General features: G+C 60.1%; 16 protein-coding genes. 10 read left to right on the top strand and 6 right to left on the bottom strand.

The features are described 5' to 3' along the window. Window positions 1–7: 7 nt before the first annotated feature. The 9 genes from ACH6CV_RS09400 to ACH6CV_RS09360 are packed head-to-tail and all read left to right on the top strand — an operon-like array spanning window position 8 to window position 8991. Window positions 8–967 carry an ABC transporter permease gene (locus tag ACH6CV_RS09400; RefSeq protein WP_456357927.1) on the top strand — a complete coding sequence of 320 codons (960 nt, stop codon included), beginning with the start codon at window positions 8–10 and terminating at the stop codon, window positions 965–967. Window positions 968–1009: 42 nt separating this feature from the next. Further along, the gene (locus tag ACH6CV_RS09395) at window positions 1010–2134 is read left to right on the top strand and encodes an SIS domain-containing protein (protein WP_456357926.1); all 1125 of its coding nucleotides are present in this window, start codon (window positions 1010–1012) and stop codon (window positions 2132–2134) included. A 14-nt stretch (window positions 2135–2148) separates the two neighbouring features. Continuing rightward, the gene (locus tag ACH6CV_RS09390; protein WP_456357925.1) at window positions 2149–3279 is read left to right on the top strand and encodes an SIS domain-containing protein; all 1131 of its coding nucleotides are present in this window, start codon (window positions 2149–2151) and stop codon (window positions 3277–3279) included. A gap of 20 nt (window positions 3280–3299) precedes the next feature. Continuing rightward, window positions 3300–4229, top strand: a complete 930-nt coding sequence (locus ACH6CV_RS09385) for a PfkB family carbohydrate kinase (protein WP_456357924.1) — start codon at window positions 3300–3302, stop codon at window positions 4227–4229. 3 nt (window positions 4230–4232) lie between these two features. After that, window positions 4233–5198: a carbohydrate kinase family protein gene (locus ACH6CV_RS09380; RefSeq protein WP_456357923.1), complete on the top strand. Its 966-nt coding sequence runs from the start codon at window positions 4233–4235 to the stop codon at window positions 5196–5198. A gap of 41 nt (window positions 5199–5239) precedes the next feature. Then, a complete protein-coding gene (locus ACH6CV_RS09375) occupies window positions 5240–6061 on the top strand; it encodes a BtpA/SgcQ family protein (protein ID WP_456357922.1) in 822 nt (273 codons plus the stop codon). A 29-nt stretch (window positions 6062–6090) separates the two neighbouring features. After that, the gene (locus ACH6CV_RS09370; protein WP_456357921.1) at window positions 6091–6507 is read left to right on the top strand and encodes a hypothetical protein; all 417 of its coding nucleotides are present in this window, start codon (window positions 6091–6093) and stop codon (window positions 6505–6507) included. Between the two features lie 22 nt (window positions 6508–6529). Next, window positions 6530–7810, top strand: a complete 1281-nt coding sequence (locus ACH6CV_RS09365; protein ID WP_456357920.1) for an MFS transporter — start codon at window positions 6530–6532, stop codon at window positions 7808–7810. Between the two features lie 5 nt (window positions 7811–7815). Continuing rightward, window positions 7816–8991 (top strand): SIS domain-containing protein, encoded by a 1176-nt coding sequence (locus ACH6CV_RS09360; protein ID WP_456357919.1) that lies wholly within the window; start codon window positions 7816–7818, stop codon window positions 8989–8991. A gap of 97 nt (window positions 8992–9088) precedes the next feature. Here ACH6CV_RS09360 and ACH6CV_RS09355 read toward each other — a convergent pair whose 3' ends face one another. The 6 genes from ACH6CV_RS09355 to ACH6CV_RS09330 all read right to left on the bottom strand — a co-directional run bounded on the left by ACH6CV_RS09355 (window position 9089) and on the right by ACH6CV_RS09330 (window position 16192). Next, window positions 9089–10357 carry an L-cysteine desulfidase family protein gene (locus ACH6CV_RS09355; RefSeq protein WP_456357918.1) on the bottom strand — a complete coding sequence of 423 codons (1269 nt, stop codon included), beginning with the start codon at window positions 10355–10357 and terminating at the stop codon, window positions 9089–9091. Between the two features lie 15 nt (window positions 10358–10372). Beyond that, a complete protein-coding gene (locus ACH6CV_RS09350; RefSeq protein WP_456357917.1) occupies window positions 10373–10777 on the bottom strand; it encodes a PPC domain-containing DNA-binding protein in 405 nt (134 codons plus the stop codon). Then, complete coding sequence (locus ACH6CV_RS09345) at window positions 10770–12128, bottom strand: FAD-dependent oxidoreductase (RefSeq protein ID WP_456357916.1); 1359 nt, start codon at window positions 12126–12128, stop codon at window positions 10770–10772. The genes ACH6CV_RS09350 and ACH6CV_RS09345 overlap by 8 nt, the downstream gene beginning before the upstream one ends. A gap of 153 nt (window positions 12129–12281) precedes the next feature. Beyond that, the gene (locus ACH6CV_RS09340) at window positions 12282–13202 is read right to left on the bottom strand and encodes a dihydrodipicolinate synthase family protein (RefSeq protein ID WP_456357915.1); all 921 of its coding nucleotides are present in this window, start codon (window positions 13200–13202) and stop codon (window positions 12282–12284) included. A gap of 17 nt (window positions 13203–13219) precedes the next feature. Continuing rightward, window positions 13220–15169 (bottom strand): TRAP transporter permease, encoded by a 1950-nt coding sequence (locus tag ACH6CV_RS09335; RefSeq protein WP_456357914.1) that lies wholly within the window; start codon window positions 15167–15169, stop codon window positions 13220–13222. A 39-nt stretch (window positions 15170–15208) separates the two neighbouring features. Further along, window positions 15209–16192: a TAXI family TRAP transporter solute-binding subunit gene (locus ACH6CV_RS09330; protein ID WP_456357913.1), complete on the bottom strand. Its 984-nt coding sequence runs from the start codon at window positions 16190–16192 to the stop codon at window positions 15209–15211. 378 nt (window positions 16193–16570) lie between these two features. On the opposite strand from ACH6CV_RS09330, the gene ACH6CV_RS09325 reads away from it, so the two are divergent. Beyond that, the gene (locus ACH6CV_RS09325; RefSeq protein WP_456357912.1) at window positions 16571–17251 is read left to right on the top strand and encodes a Crp/Fnr family transcriptional regulator; all 681 of its coding nucleotides are present in this window, start codon (window positions 16571–16573) and stop codon (window positions 17249–17251) included. Window positions 17252–17277: the final 26 nt, after the last annotated feature.

Genomic DNA, 17277 nt, shown 5'->3' with positions numbered 1-17277 from the left:
TGAGCAAGTGTTAGAGTATATTTCCAACTTCCTATACTCGGTGATTCGCATTTCGACGCCGATCATCTTTGTGGCCATCTGCTCCACCATTTCCGCGCAGGCCGGTCTTTTGAACATGGCCGGTGAAAGCATGATGCTGGTGGCGTCGCTGTCCGGCGTCATTTTCAGCGCGATGTTCCAGAATGTGTGGATCGGCATCCTCTGCGGCATGCTCATGTCCATGCTTATCACCTTAATCCTCTGTTTCGCGGCCTTTGTAATGAAGGTCGACCTCTACCTGATGTCCATCTCCATGAACATGGCCCTGGGCGGCGGCGTGGTGTTCGTCATGTGGGTGTTGACGGGCACGAAGGCCAATACCGCGGGCGCGATCAACGGTCTGGCGCTGGGGAACATCGACATACCGCTCATCAAGGATATTCCCATACTGGGGAGTATTCTGTCCGGCCACAATGTGTTTACCTACCTGGCTATCTTGATGACGGTCGCCGTATGGTTCCTGCTGTTCCGCACCAAGCTGGGCCTCAGGATGCGGGCGATCGGGCAGAACCCCCAGGCCGCCGAATCCGTAGGCATCAACACAAAGAAGATATACACCATCGCGTTCCTGATCGCCGCCGCGGTCGGCGCATTTGGCGGCATGTATCTGTCCATGGGCTATCAGAACTTCTTCTCCAAGGGTTTAACCGGCAGCCGCGGTTTCATCGGCATGGCCGCCGATACCATCGGCAATTCCCAGCCGTTCGGCGCGCTGGTCATGAGCTTCGTGTTTGGCCTGGCCTATGCCATTTCGAATTACCTGCAGCCTGTAATCAACGATTCCTACCTGCTCATGAGCATCCCGTTCCTCCTTTCCACGGTCATCTATCTAATCATTTCCGGATACCGTTCCGGGGCGGAGGGGCGGCGCCTGAAGAAGAAGGCACAGCAGTTGGCCAAGCTGGAGGGCCGCGACCGGGACAGGTGATTCCAAATTACCGCGTGATGTTTTGAAGGAGTGGTGAATGCTTTGAACAAGGCGGATTACTACAACACCATTGGGTTGCAGATCGAGGATCTGCGCGGGCTGGCGGAGGTGCAGACCGAAAAGTGCTTTGACCGCAAGAAGCTCTCGGCGCTGTTGGATGAGCGCGCATATAAAAACCTCAAACGCGTAATTATCACCGGTTGCGGCGACTCCTACTCCGCCGCCGGAGCCATGCTGCCGGCGTTCCGGCTGCACAGCGGCCTTGGGCAGGTGGCGGTTCCCGATCCCATGGATTTCTGCCGGTTCTATGACGAGCGGGAGGTCCTGAAGAATTGCACGAACGAAGAAACGCTGGTCATCGCAGTCAGCGCCAGCGGCGGATCGGATCGGATCGTGGAGATCCTCGCCAAGGGCAATGCGTTGAATGTGGGTTCCATGCTGATTTCCAACAACCCGGATTCGAAGGGCGCGAAGGCTGCGAAGTACATGTATCACGTGGAGACGCCGCCCGGATGCAACTCCCCGGGGCTGCGTTCCTACTTCGCCAGCATGATCGCCATCACGGCCCTGGGCGCGTACATTGGCCTGATGCAGGGCCACATCACCGACGCGCGCTTTGAGGAGGTCAAGCGCGGCATCGTGGCCCACACCAAGGCGTTCATGGCGCACTACGACCGCATCGACGATCAGATGTTCGAGCTTTCCAAGACGTGGAAGCACTATGAAAAGTTTGAAGTGGTGGGCGACTGGGACGAGGGCTTCTCCGCGCAATTTGTGGAGGAAAAGTTCATCGAATGCGCCGGCGTACACTGCACCCATGCCGATTCCGAGGATTGGTGTCACATCAACTACTTCATGAGGGATCCGAAAAACATCGGCACCATCTTCATGGTAAATTCCAGGGCCGCGGACTTTGACCGGATGGTCTACAGCATTCGATCCGCCGTCGCCGTGGGCAGGCCCACGTTGGTCGTGACGGATGCCGACGCGTCCCAATTCCCCGCGGAAGCCGCCGTTTGTACAATCCCCGCCGCGCCGGAGACCTGGCTGATGCCGATGGTCGATTTCGCCCCGGGCTCCATGCTGAGCGCCTACGTCGCGGCCGTCGCCGGCAAGCTGTTTTTCGTCGGCCGTTATGACTTCAGAACGCAGAAATGGAACATGTAACGGAGGGAAAGCGAATGCAAAAGAATGACTTTAACAATACCCTGCGCATGCAATGTTTGGATGTCGAAGCGCTGAGCATGGTGCAGTTCGAACGGTCGGTCGCTTCTTTTCACGGGCTTCTCCCGAACGAGACGGTCAAGCGCGTGAAGCGCATCGTGGCCACCGGATGCGGGGATTCCTTTCTTGCGGCGGCGGAGGCGAGAGCGGCGTTTGCGAAGTATCTGCCCGATGTGGAATACGAAACGCCCACCGGCATCGAGGCCGGACGCTACGTGGATTTTGCGGACAACGAACCGGACACCGTCGTCGTGGCGCTGAGCGTCTCCGGAAGCCCGGCCCGCATTGCCGAGATCCTCGAGCGCGGCAACCGGCACGGCTGCGTTACGATCGCGCTCACGGATGCCGCCAAGTCCCGGGCGGCCAAGACGGCGAAGCTGCTCTATCACACCAATACCCCCGCCGGGGACAATGTCTCGGGCCTGCGCACCTACTATGTTTCCATGATCTCCCTCTACGTCATGGCGGCGGCCATGGCCGAGATCCGAACCGGGAAGGCGCATCTCCAGGATCTGAAGGAGCAGGTCGCCGCCTACAAGGATGCATTCTTTGCACAGATCGGGGCCATCGACGACATCTGCTTTAAAACGGCCGTCGCCTGGAAACAAAAGAAGGTCTTCGAGGTCACGGCGGACGGCCCCATGTTCTTCTGCGGCAAGTTCATTGCGGCGAAGTTTGCCGAGCTGTCGGGCGATGTGTGCTCGGTCATCGACAGCGAGAATTACTTCCATGTAAACAGCCTGATGTACCCCGGCGAGGACATCGGCGAGATGGCGATCATCGCCTCTTATGAGGCGAATGTGGATCGGATCGCCGACACCGTCAACAGCCAGGCAGGGCGCGGAAAACGCGACGTGATCCTCTTCAGCGACAAGGGGCCGGGCGAGCTCGGCATCACCGAAAAGGTCACCCATTGCCCGATGCCGGTTCCGCCCGCCGGGTACGGCTTCCTGCTGCCGCTGCTTGCCTTTATCCCGGCGTCGATCCTGGCCAGCTATCGCGCAGCGACCATCGGCGAGCCCTTCTTCCGGGGCGGCGGCTCCTTCCCCAGCATGACGCTCGGGGACAATCCCATCGTGATCCTATGACGGGCGAGGTAGTATCGGCTATGAAGTATGAGTACATATGCGCCGGCAATGTGATGTTGGACAGCAAGGACTATCTGAACGCCGGCTATGGCTGCGAGGAGTTCATCGGCGGTCCCGCGACCTTTGCCTATACCGGTATCCGCATCTGGACGGACAGCGTGATGCAGGTGAGCCGCGTCGGCGCGGATTACGAGCCGCTGTTCAAGCCCTGGATGGAGCGCAACCGCGTGGAATCGAAGGGGTTTAAGGTGGTCTGCGACCGATCGAATCACACGTACGGCTTTATGCACGCCTATGGCGTCCCGAGGCCCAAGACATTTGACCGGCACAACCTGGACGCCTGGCAGGATCTGGGGTTTATGAAGACCACGCCCGAGGACATCGGCGAATTTACGAAGGACGGCGGGGTCAAGGGGGTCTACATCGCCCAGAACTGCGACGGCGTCTTCTGGAAGAAGCTGGGCGAGATCAAGGCGCGCGACGGCTTCAAGCTCATGTGGGAAATCGAGGGGACCTGGGCGGAAAGGCAATACCTCGATATGGTGACGGATACCTGCCGGTATGCCGACATCTTCAGCATCAATCTGGACGAGACGCGCAAGCTCTTTGACTGCGAGCGCGACGAGGACTGCATAAAGGGCCTACAAACCCTGCCGGTCGACATGACGCTCTTCCGGGTCGGCGAACGCGGGCTGTATGTCGTCACCGCAAACGACGCCATCCATCTGCCGCCGGTGCCCGGCCCGGTTCGGGACACTTTGGGCTGCGGCAACAGCTCCACGGGCGGCGCGTTATACGCCTATGCCGAGGGGAAAGACCCGAGGATGGTGGGTATCATGGCCAACATCGCTTCCGCCCGAAACATCATGCAGTACGGCGTGATTCCCGAGTTTGACTCGATCCGGGAGGAATGCCTGAGGCAGGCGGAGACATTGTACAAGGAGCGCTGAACGATGCGTTACGATTATGTTATAGCGGGCAATGTGATGTTGGACAAGGTCATCTTCCTGGACGCTTCCGAGTCCGGGCGCGAGAACATCGGCGGGCCCGCCACCTTTGCCTACAGCGGCGTGCGGATCTGGACGGACAGCGTCATGCAGTGCAGCAACGTCGGCGCGGACTACGAGCCCCTGTTTGCGCCGTGGATCGAGTTGAACCGCGTCGAGACGGCGGGTTACAAGGTCGTCTGCGACCGGTGCAACCATTCCATCATGCGCTTCATAGATAAGAGCGGCGCATATGCCGCGTATCCCCCGGACGAGGAAGTAGGCGAGGAGGAGCGCTGGCTCAAGAACGACGCATGGCAGGACTTCGGCTACATGAAGACCAGCCCCGAGCAGATCGAGGCCTTTACCAAGAAAGCTGGCGTCAAGGGCGTATATGTCGCGCAAAACGCCGACCGGACCTTCTGGAAGAAGCTGACCGCCATCAAACAACGCGATGGTTTCAAGCTGATGTGGGAGATCGAAGCGCCCTGGGCCTTCAAGCACTATCTTCAGGATATCCGGGAGATTTGCCGGGACGCCGTGGACATTTTCAGCATCAACATCGGGGAGGCGCAGAACCTCTTTGAATGCGAAGGGGACGAGGCTTGCATTGCGGGGCTTCAGGCGCTTGAGGTGGACATGACCCTCTTCCGCGTGGGCGATCGCGGGCTGTATGTCGTCACCGCAAACGACGCGATCTATTTGCCGCCCGCCCCCGGCCCCGTGGTGGATCCCACCGGTTGCGGGAACACGTCCACCGGCTCCGCGCTGTATGCCTATGCGGAGGGAAAGGATCCCCTGATGGTGGGCATTATGGCCAATGTGGCGTCCGGCCAGAACATCCGCCAGTACGGCGTGGTCCCCGATTTCGCCGCGATCCGGGAGGAATCCTACCGGCTTGCCGAGGCGCTGTACGCGCAATACAAAAGATAAGCGCAGCTTATCGATCATGCATCATGGAGGAAGGAACGACTATGGCGACTTGTTTTGACAATCTGAACGGAAAGAAGCTGGTCATCGGCCTCGTGCATCTGGTTCCGATGCTGGGAACGCCCCTTTATCAGGATGGAAATCTGGACAAGATGACCAAGAAAGCCATCGAGGATTGCCTGACGCTGAAAAAGAACGGCGCAGACGGCGGCCTGATCCAAACCGTCGATGTGTATTACCCGAGCACCGACGATACCGACTACGCCCGCGTGGCCGGCCTGGCGGCCGTCACCGCCCGCGTACGCGACGCCGTGGGCGATGATTTCCTGGTCGGCGCTCAAATCATGTGGAACTGCATTACTCCGTCCCTGGCCGTCTGTAAGACTGCCGGCGCGGTCTTTACCCGGTGCACCGCCCTGGCTGGCAACACCGAATCCATGTTCGGCATGATCGAAGCGAATCCCTTGAAGGTCGCCGAATACCGCAGGAAGATCGAGGCGATGGACATCGGCATGCTGGCCGAAATCTCCGGCTATCACCATGTGGGCGAGTACAGCTCGGAAAATGTCAAGTCGCTGGCCCGCACCTCGATGCACCTCGGCGCGAACGCCGTTGAGGTGTGCAGTCGCGACTTTGAGCAGAACGAGCGCCTGGTCAAGGATGTCAAGGCGGCCGGCAACATCCCGGTGATTCTCGGCGGCGGCACCGATGCGGACAACTGCAAGGACCGGCTCAGGTACGCGGACGGGGCGCTGGTCGGCACCGCCTTTGAAGGCGGCAAGTGGGGCGGCCCCATCATCGGGTCCATCGTTTCCGACTATGTCCGGAATGTCCGGGCGCTGGAAGAGGAATTGGCCGCGCGGTAATCATATCGGCGCGCAGGGGGTATGGGCGAATGAAAATCACGAGGAAGAACATATGGGGGTTCCGAAGCGGCACCCCATGGAAGAGCGGCGTCGCGCTCATCTATTATCTTGCGTGCGCCGCGTTCCTCGTGATCGCGATGACCACGCCCCCGCTGATTCCCGCCGGCGCATGGGACGCGGCCGTCGTGAAGCTGTCGTCGTTTGTGCTGTTTGTGTGGATGCTGAGCCCGGCGATTTTCCTGTCTGATACGCCGATGCGGGGGAAATTGCCCTTTTTCAAGGATCGCCGGGCCATGCGTTCGCTGGTAGGGTTGATGATCGTATTCGTCCTCTTCCATTACCTGTTCATGGCGGTGGAGGGACTGCATACGCCGGAATATAAGGCGGCGTTCACCAAGTACATAGGCGCGTCGTTTGACAGGTTTATAGAGGCGGGTTTGGATTGAAACGAATCGAGGGAATGATACCATGAAGTACAAAGGTCAAAAGATGCACTACGCGTGGATGATCGTCGTCGCGTGCATTCTCATGAAGCTCGGTGCAGGCGGCGCGGTGTACTCCATGACGGGCAACTTCGTCACGCCGGTGGTCAAGGAACTCGGATGCCAGGTCAGCGAGTTTACCATGACGATCAGCATCAACGCCATTTCCATGGCGCTGCTCTATACGACGGCCTCCCGCCTCCTTACCACCAAGCGCATCGGCATCGTCATGGGCATCGCTTCCGTGTTGGAGGTGATCGGCCTAGGACTGATGTCGACCTATCGCAACGTGTACATGTTCTATCTCTCCGGCGCGCTCACCGGCGGCGCGGGGGCTTTCACGGGCTTCGTCGCGATTCCCATCGTGGTGAATATGTGGTTCAAAAAGAAGACCGGCACGGTGCTGGGCATCATCATCGCCATCGGCAGCGCGGCGGCCATCGGTTACGGTCTGCTGTCCGCTCAACTGATTACCCACTTTGGCTGGCGAACCGCCTACTTGATCCTGGCCGGCATGGCGGCGGTCATCACGATCCCGGCCGTCTTCCTGATAATCAAAAGCCCCGCCGAGGTGGGCTGCGAACCGTATGGCGCGGACGAGGAGATCCCGTCCAATCAGAATGCCGCGGTTGCGGCCTCCGAGTGGGGCCTGACCCGTCGGCAGGCGTTCCGCCTGCCCATGGTGTACATCGCTTGGATCGCCTGCATTTTCTACAGCTATGGCAGCGGCGTATCCGGCTACGTCGCGCCCTTCGTCACCATGGAACTGGGCCAGAGCATCAACTTCGGCGCGCGCGTCGGGATGTTTATGAGCTTCGGCGGCATTCTGTGCAGTCTGATCCTCGGTTGGATCAACGACAGATTCGGTGTCAAGGCGGGGCTTTTGTGGGGCGCGGTCACCACCACCGCCGGCTTCTTGCTGATGTTCCTGAGCGATCAGAATCCGAACTATGCGTATCTTTCGTCGTTCATCGTGGGGCTGGGCATGAGCATGTACAGTGTGCAGTGTCCGCTGCTGGCCCGCGGCATCGTGGGGGGCCGCCACTATTCGGACATTTGGGCCTTGATGATGATGGCGAACAGCCTGATCGGCGGCGGGCTGTATTCCTCGATCGGCTTGTTCTATGACAAGCTGGGTTCCTTCAAGGGCGCGTTTATCATGGCCATCGCGCTCTTCGTGGCCGCGTTCGTCATCGGCTCGATCGCGATGGACATGGGCCGTAAATACAGACAGCAGCATCCGCATCCGGAGGCGGAGGCGGCATAAGGAGTATGGCAATGAAGGTTACCGGCAGGGATAATCAGGTTAAGCGCGGTCTCATCGGATATCCCGCGTTTGTAGAGGGACTGCTTGCGCGATTGACCGACGAGGCGATCACGAGGGCGATCCCGGATGAGAAGCTGCGCAAGATCAAGCGGGTCATCGTGACCGGCAACGGCGATTCTTACGCGGCGTCGCTGGCCACGAAGGAATTTGGCAGCCGCATGTTTAAGAATACGGACTATCACGCGCTCAGATGCATCGACGTGAGCCGCCATTATGTGTTCCCCACGGAGAAGCCCGAGGAGACCCTGGTCATGGTAATCAGCGTCTCCGGCAGCGGCGCGCGCGTTACCGAGGCGATGCGGCGCGCGACGACCAAGGGCTGCGTTACCCTCGCGATCACCGGCAATCCCGAATCCCGCATGGCGCGGGAAGCGAATCATATTCTGAGGATAGAGGTTGACCGACCCCAGATCCATTCGGTTGCCGACCAGACCAAGTCCTACTTTACGGCCGTCTTCACCACGATCATGCTGGGTCTGCATGCCGGACTGCTGTTTGGCGCGATCACGCTGGACGAGGCGGACGCACAGCGGAGGGAGATCCGGCGCTATGTGAATGCCGTGTGCACGGAAGAGGTGCTTACCCGCGTGGATGACCAGATGTTCGCGTTGGCGGATCGCTGGAAGGATTATCTGGGCTATGACTTCGTGGGCGGTGGGAGCGATTTCGCGACGGCGTACTTCGGCGCGGCCAAATTCTTTGAGCTCTGCGGCTCGCTCAACTGTCTGAACGATTCCGAGGATTGGTGCCATATCGATTACTTCCAAACCAACCGGGATAAGCTGGGCACGCTGGCCGTCGCGTCCGGCAACTGCGCGTCCTTCGGAAGGACGGTGGAGACGATCGGCTCGATGCAAAAGTCGGATCGAAATGTCCTGGTGGTAACCGACGTGGATCGAAGCGAATTCATCGAAGGCCCTTCGGTATGCACGCTGCCGGCGGCGGCGCATGACCACATCAACCCGCTGATGAATTTTATCCCGATCTTTATGCTGGGCAACTATATCGCGATCAAGCGAGGGTATGAGTACTTTGGCGGGATGGATGCCGGCAATCCCCTATTCAGTCAGGAGGGCGGCATCAACACGATCAAGAGCAGCACGATTCTGTACATCGACTGATCTCCGGTTCCCGATCGGCATGCCGATCTTCGGCGTGTGGGAAAGCCGAATTGCGCCGCGATCAGCTTTTGTTTTGGTCGGGCAAATGAGAGAAGGATTATCCGTTCGCGCGGATCATCATTTCGAGTATCTGATTGTCGGTTTCCTTCATGCCCTCGCGGGCGATGGCGGCGACGTTGCTGATGGTCTCGTCGATGGTGCGGCCGGCCAGGCCTTGACCGGCGGGCAGACTGCGATTGCGCTTGACCATCTCAATGGCCAGCATCGCATTGTCGAGCGATACCGATATCTTGGAGGCGCAGCTGGCCTTGGCGCCGTCGCAGAGGATGCCGCCGGAGGTCAGCAGCGTGTTGGTGATGACGCTGCCGATGGCTTCCTCGCCAAGATCCTGCAAATAGCCCAGACCCGCGCCGGCTGCGGCCGCTGCGCTGACCACGCCGCAGAAGGCGGACAGCGTGCCGATCTGCTTCTTGATGTAGATGGCGATGAGGTTTGAGATAACCAGGCCGCGGCGCAGCTTATCGCGCTCCAGATTGTTGTCCCGGGCGTAGACGATGAGCGGCAGGGAGACCGTCATCCCCTGATTGCCCGAGCCGGAGTTGATGACGACGGGTTTGGATGAGCCGGCCATGCGGGCGTCGGAACCGGCGGCTGCGTAGGCGCGGATGCGCGCGCGCGGGTCGTCGGCATAGCTCTCCAGCAGGGTCTTGCCCACCGAAGCGCCATAGTCCTTGCTCAGGCCCTCCTCGGCGATGGCCATGTTGACGTCGATTTCCTGATCGATGCGTTGGCGCAACGGAGCGTCGCGCTCAAAATCAAGCCCCTGCACGAAGGCCAAAATATCCGCCACCGTCATATCCGCCTGGACCTTCCCCGCGGCGGGCGCGGCCTGCGGCGCGGCGCCGGGCAGATGCGCGCCGTTTTTCTTGATGCTGACGAACTGGCTGTGACCGCCTGAGATGATCGCCTCGGCGCTGTCAGATTCGGCGAAGAGCGCGCAGCGGATGTAGAGGCTGTCCTCGCCCCGGACGTGATGCACGCTGACCTTTCCGGCCCTGATGAAGGCTTTGGCGCGCCGGATGTCCTCGGCGCCGACGCGGGTCAATACCTCCAGCCCCTTGTCCGCGTCGCCGCCAAAGCAACCCACGCAGCCCGCCGCCTCGATGCCGGACAGCCCCCCAGTATTGGGTACGACCACGGACTTGGTGTTTTTGATGACGTTGCCGCTGCAGTGGATGTCCATGCGCTCAGGCTCCTTGCCCAAAACCGCGCGAGCCTTGGCCGCGCACAGCGCAATGGCGATCGGCTCGGTGCAGCCCAGCGCGGGTACCATTTCTTTTAAGAGTATCTGCCTGTAATCTGTCATAGCGCTCCTCATTGTTCAGCCACGGGTGGGCCATATATAGACCGACACCTGGCGGAAGCTTATCCCGTTTACCAACGCGCCGCCGTAGACCTGCGCGCCGGCCGTCGCGACGGCGGCGTGCACGTGGATAAACAGCTCGTAGGGGTCGTCCTTGTAGATGCGCTTCATGGTGTCGTCCATCTCCGCCTTGGGCAGTATCTCGCCGGAGAAGGCGAGTATCTCGGCGGGGCCTGCGACGGGCGTGCTGACGGGCTTGATGGGAAAGCTTGAGCCGTCGGGCGCGTTGAACACACAGTCGCTGGCGGAGCCGACCGCGCCCGATACATAGGCGTGGTCGATGCCGTGCTCGAGCGCAAAGGCGTTGATGCGCTCCCTGATATGTTCGCCGCGCGCGATGTTGATGCGCAGGAAATCAGTCATCGGTACCGCTCACTTTCTTGACGGCCTGCGCGGCCGCGATGAGGATGGGGTCATAGACGGGCGCGACCGAGGGCGTGTAGACCAGGTCGAGGCCGTTTATCTGTTCCACCGTCATGCCCATGGTCACGGCGGCCACGAAGACATTCATGCGTCCGGCGATGCTGTCGTCGCCTGAACCTTGAGCGCCCAGCAAACGCCCATCCTTCTTGTCAAAGACCAGCGTGATGGTGTTGGCGCTGCCGCCGGGGTAGTAATTGGCGATGGAGCCCTTCTGGATGCGAACGGAGTCCGCGTCATAGCCCTCTGCTTTCGCCTCGGCCAGATTCATGCCGCAGGCCGCGAGGAAGAGGTCAAACACCTTGACCACCTGGGCGCCGATGACGCCCCCGAAAGCCGCGTTCCGGCCGGCCAAGTTGGCGCCGGCGACGCGGCCCTGCTTGTTGGCCGTGGTGCCAAGGGGGATATACGTCTCTTTCCCGGTCAGCGCGTTATGGACCGTCGCGCAGTCGCCGCATGCGTAGATATCCGGGTCGGAGGTACGCATGCGCTCGTCCACGCGGATGGCGCCGCGCGCACCCAACTCAAGCCCCGCTTCCTTCGCAAGCTCGGTATTGGGGCGCACGCCGGCGCAGACGAGCAGGAAGTCGGCATCCAGCACATGGCCGTTGGAGAGTCTGCAAGCGGTGAAGCGCCCATTTGGGGCGATCACTTCCTGCACGGAGAGGCCGACGTGGAGGCCGACGCCCCGGTCTTTGAGCGCCCCGGCCACTTGGCTCGAGTATTCCTCCTCAAAGAAGGGCAGCAGGCGGGGCTGCACCTCCACGACCTCCACTTCCATGCCGCAGCCGCGCAGCGCGTCGGCCGTTTCCAGGCCGATGGGCCCGCCGCCCAGAATGATGGCCTTCTTGCTTTGCCGGGCCTTGGCCTTGATGGCCACTGCGTCCTCCACGGTCTTGAGCACATAGACGTCCCGGGCTTCGATCCCCCAAATCGGCGGCAGCGATGCGCTGGAGCCGGTCGCCAGAACCAGCTTGTCATAGCGCTCTTCGAACCGCTCGCCCGTATCTAGGTTCTCGACCACGACCTTTTTGGCCGCGGCGTCCAGATGCTTGACTTCATGGCGGATGAAGGTGGGGATCCCACGCTTGTTGGTCAAGGCTTGCGGGGTCAGGGTCACCAAGTCCTCGGGCTTCTTCACCCTGTCCTCGATCAGATAGGGCAGACCGCAGGCACCATAGCTGGTGAAGCCCGACCTCTCGTAGACTTTGAACTCGATCTCGGGCTCGATCCTCTTGGCCTTGGATGCGGCGGACAGACCCGCCGCGGTTCCTCCCACGACAATAGCCTTCATGGCAATCCCCCTACATTAAAATGCTCATTTTGCCAAAGCAATCGCTTGCGAAGCACCCCGGGAGGGTTGGAGGGCCGGAGCCCCCCATGTCCAATCGTACCGGGGCCGCCCGGAATTTCCGCGGAAATTCAGGCGCCGTCTCCGGTCGCCCGCCTATACTCCGTATTTTTTGATAACGCCCATCTCGTCCATCATCTGCTTGAGCGCGTCAAAGTGCGGGCCGGCATAGTCCTGATAGGGCGCGCGCAGCGAACCGCCCGGCAACCCAAGGATGTTGTAGGCGGCCTTCAGCACGATGGGGTTCGACAGGTGATAGAGTTCCTCCAGCAGCGGGAACCACTTGAAATAGCCCTGTCGGCACTCCTCCATGATCTGCATGTCCGTCCAAGGCCTGGAGTAGCTGGCTACCTCCTCGGGGATGATGTTGCCGCCGATGTTGGCCGTGCCGTTGCCGCCGATGGCCAGCGTGGGGATCACGATGGAGTACTTGGGGAAGTCGCAGCAGAGTATGTTGAGCTTGTCGCCGCAAAGGCGCTTGACCTGAACCAGGTGGCGCACATCGGGCATGGCTTCCTTATCGGCCACGAAGTTGGGGTGGAGGTCGGAGAGCTTCTTGATGGTCTCGGCCTCGATGCGCACGCCGGAGCGGGAGGGGTTGTTGTAGATACCGCAGGAGATATCAACGGAACCCATGCACTTGTCCAGATGGATGAAGGCGGAGGCCTGCGGGATCAATACGTAGCTGGGCACCAGGAAGATAACGCCGTCGGCGCCCTCGCTTTGGGCGAACTGGGCCAGCTTGACGCTCTCCTCGGTGGTGTTCATGTTGGCGCTGAAAAACACCGGGATCCGACCCTTGGTCATCTTGATGATCTGGTGGATGATCTCGTGCTTTTCCTCCAGCGTCAGCAGCGTGGCCTCGCCGGCCGAGCCCAGGACGAACAGCTCCTTGGTGCCATAGTGGATCTGGCGGTCGATGAGCACCTTGAACGCCCCGAAATCGACCTTGTTGTTCTTGTCAAAGGGGGTTACCATCGCGACCCAGGAACCGGTTGGCCTACGATAATCGGACATGGATTTTCTCCTTGATGTTAGTTGCTGGCAGCTTGCCCGGCGACGCCGTAGAGCTTCCTGTATAGGAAGAACCAGCCGAAGAAAACAACGGCCGAGGCCAGGCAGAGCCAGTTATTGGGCGAGAGCAGGCTGCAGCCAAGCGCGAACATGATCGCGCGTTCGATGGGGTTCAACGCCTTGACCATCCAGCCCTGCATGGAGAAGGCGACCGGCACGCACATCAGCACCGCGAAGAACACGTTGAGCGCGGTCTGGAGGTTGAAGGGCGTGATGATGAGCAGCAGGTCGGTGTTGATGACGAAGGCATAGGGCACGACGAAGGCCACGATGCCGATGCGTACCGCGTTCCAGCCCACCTTCATGGGATTGGCGTCGCCAAGACCCGCCGCGGCATAGCTCGCGACGGCAACCGGCGGCGTGATGGCCGACAGCGCCGCATAGTAGAAGATAAACATATGCGCGCCAAAGGGAGCGAGCCCCAAGCCGATCAGCGCGGGTGCCAGCGTGGCCGAGCCGATCATATAGGCCGCGGTCGTCGGCACGCCCATGCCCAAGATGATGGTCACCACCATGGCGGCGACCAGGCTCAGCAGCAGGCTGCTCTCACCCAGCGCCATGATGAGGTTGGACAGCTTCAACCCCAGGCCCGTCATGGCGATGATGCCCACCACGATGCCGCTGGTGGCACAGGCTGCGACCACCTGGAGGGCGGACTTGGTGGCGCGTATGCAGCTGTCCACCAAAAAGGAGAAGGAGAGGCGGTTATCCTTGCGGAAGATGGACAGCAGGACGATGGCCGCGGTGGCGACGATGGCCGAGCGCATGGCGTTCCACTGCAAGCCCATCAGCGCGGCGATCAGGATGCCCAGCGGGATGAACAACGGCAGGCCGTTCTTGAGGACATTGAGCAGATTGGGGATCTCGTCCCGATTCAAGCCCTTGATGCCCTTGCGCACAGCCTCGACGTCCACGTTGATGTAGATGCTGATGAAGTACAGCGCTGCCGGGATGATGGCGCCGATGACCACTAGATTGTAGGGGATGCCCACGGCGTCCGCCAGCACGAAGGCCGCGGCGCCCATGACAGGCGGCATGATCTGCCCGCCGGTGGAGGCGACTGCCTCCACCGCGGCGGCATAGGCCTTGTCAAGGCCCGACTTAATCATCATGGGGATGGTAAACGCGCCGTCGCTGACCACATTGGCGACCGCGGAGCCGGATATCATGCCAAACAGGGCGCTTGAGACCACGGAGATCTTGGACTGCCCCCCGCGGTACTTGCCGGCGACCGAGGTGGCCAGGTCGCTGAATATCTTATCGGCGCCCGAGGCGGCAAGGAACGCGGCAAAGACCAGGAAGAGGAAGACGTTGGAGGCCGATACGCCCAGCGCCGAGCCGTAGATGCCCTGATCGCTGAACAGCGTGGTCGCCAACCGCTGCAGGTTGTAGCCTCTGCTGCGGAAAGGGCCCGGCAGCAAGTGGCCGAAGAATCCGTAGAGGATAAAGGTGCTGGCCACGATGGGCAGCGCCCAGCCGACGGATATCTTGGTGGCGTAGAGGATGTTGATGATGGCAACGCAGGCGATGAGTACGTCCAACTTGTTGGGCACGACCTGCATGCGCATGATGTAGGCATCATAGTCCCATACGACATAGAGGCTGAACACCGCGGCCACGACGATCCCGATGATGTTGGCGATCTTTAACTTTTTGGACTTGATCATATCGTTGATATAGATCAGCGACAGCCCAAAGAGCAAATGCGTGGCCAACAGCACACCCTGCTTCATGTGCATGACGGTAAAGGCCAAAATGTGATAGGTGACCATCAGCACGGACAGGATGGCGAAGACGACCACGAGCCAATCAACCATTGTCTTGGGTTTTTTGACCTGTACGATCTCTTCTTCGCTGGCGGTCTCCTGAATGATCTTATCCGCCCTGCTTGTGATTTCCCTGGATTTCATACTTCCCCCTCCTGCGTACCGCCGGTAATCCGCTGCGTATTATTGCGCCGGGGGGATCAGTTTGTCGGCGACTTCGACGTTGTGGTCCTTCAGGTACTTGACGACGCCGGGGTGCAGATAGGTGGAGGCGTACTGGTAGTTGCTCATGTCCACGTTGGCGGTCGCCTTGTGGATGCTCAGCAGGTCGGACTGGTTGGCAAAGGTGGTATCCAGAATCTTGTACACATCTTCATCGGACATATCCGCGCTGCAGACGATCCAGTTCCAGTCGGCGACGCTGATGACGTCTTCCTTGTTGCCCTTGTAGGAATTGGCGGGGATGGTGCCTTCAAAGAGGAAGGGCATGCCGGCGAGCACCTTCTGCTGGGCTTCCTTGGTCATGCCGATGATGGTGACATCGTTGCTGCTCTCAAGCTCCACCAGCGCCGGGTAGGGCGGATTCTGGAAGGAAACGCCCACATCGGTGACGCCGTCGCCTACGTTGGGCGCGGTGTTGGTGTGGCTGTCATTGTGGATGACGCTGGGGGTGATGTCCAGAATCTTGAAGATCCTCTTGGCGGCGGAATCCACGCCCGCGCCCAAGCTGCCGGTGCCCACGGACTTGCCATTCAGGTCATAGATGTCCTTGATGTTGTTCTTGGTCAGCGCATACATGGTCATGTAGGAGGGATACAGGGGCAGCAGAACGCGGATCTTGTCGCACTTATTGCCCTGCGTCCAGTCCGCGGTGCCCTCCAGCGACTCGATGATCGTGGAGCCCAGCGTAACGCCCATGTCCAGCTCGCCCGACTGGATCATGGTCAGGTTGGCGGTGCTGCCGGTGGTGGACTCGGAAGTGACGTTGATGTCGCCTGATTTCTTGGAGATCATGTTGCCCCAACCGCTGCCGACCAGATAGTAATTGCCGCCGGCGGAAGAGGTGCCCAGCGAGAGCTCCCGCGTTTCGGCAGAAACGCAGCCCGGGACGATCAGGGAGACGGCCAACAGCAACGCGGTGACGACGGCCAGATGTGTCCTTTTCATAGTGACCCTCCTGTTTTTCGTTGTCCATACTCAATGGTAAATAAATTCGGCGAGGTTGTCTATATCGCACGATACATATACGGGAAGTCGCAAAATGAAATGCCGCGGGCGGCGGCGGCCGCATGTCCGCCATCTCGCGCCCGCAAAACCCTCGACGCAGCGCTGCGACGCCTTCGGTTTTTGCAAGCGCGAGGGGAAAGTTGGGAAACCATACCCCTGCGAGGTCATGGGCCTCGGGCGCGCTCGGTTTCGTCGGACGGTTGCGGAATAATGCTTGCATTCCCCACGCACAATATCTATGTTGAATTTCCCTTTATTTTCGCCCGCGATCTATGGTATAATCGATATCATCAAAGTACTATAGAAAGGGAGAGCGGCATGGCGTTTTGGATGACGAGCGAGCAGATCGATCTTTTCACGCCGGAAGTGGACGCGCTGCTGGCCGTTCACGGCCGCCATATCTCCCATGCGGCGAAAACGGTTTTTCTCAGTCCCGGCATGACCATCGAGGGCATCTACTACCTGCACAGCGGCCGCACGCGCCATAGCGTGGTCAACGAGGACGGCAACACCAAGCTGCTGTACACCCTGCGCCCAGGCTATTACTTTGGCGAAGCTTCCTATTATCTGCATGCGGAGACCTCCCTCATTTCGGAAACCGAGACGGATGTGGTTTTCTATCATCTGGCGCCTGACGTGTTGAAGCGTCTGCTCGCGGAGTCGGAGGCCTTCCGGCATTCGCTGCTGATGAACTACTCGACCAAACTGATGGTGGCGCGCTATGAGATATCGAACCTGTCCTTTTCCTCGACCAAGGAGCGCTTGATGCGCTTTTTCTGCTCGGTGGCCGATACGAAGCACCCGATCGACCCCAGCTGGTATCCGCTGATCGGGCAGTACAACCAGACGGAGATCGGCGAGATCATCGGCGTGACCCGCGTGACCGTCAACCGCAATTTGACCGAACTGTGCGCCGAGGGCGAGCTGCGCATCATCAAAACGCGGACCCAGGTGCACCGAACCGCCTACGAGCGCTACCGAACGCAGCCGCTGTACTGAACATGCACAGGGGGAATACAAAAAGC

This window comes from Anaerozeibacter quisquiliarum, assembly GCF_051162045.1.
GTDB lineage: Bacteria > Bacillota > Clostridia > Christensenellales > Aristaeellaceae > Anaerozeibacter > Anaerozeibacter quisquiliarum.
Note: the sequence above shows the minus strand (reverse complement) of the source record. Positions and strands in the feature narration are given on the sequence as shown.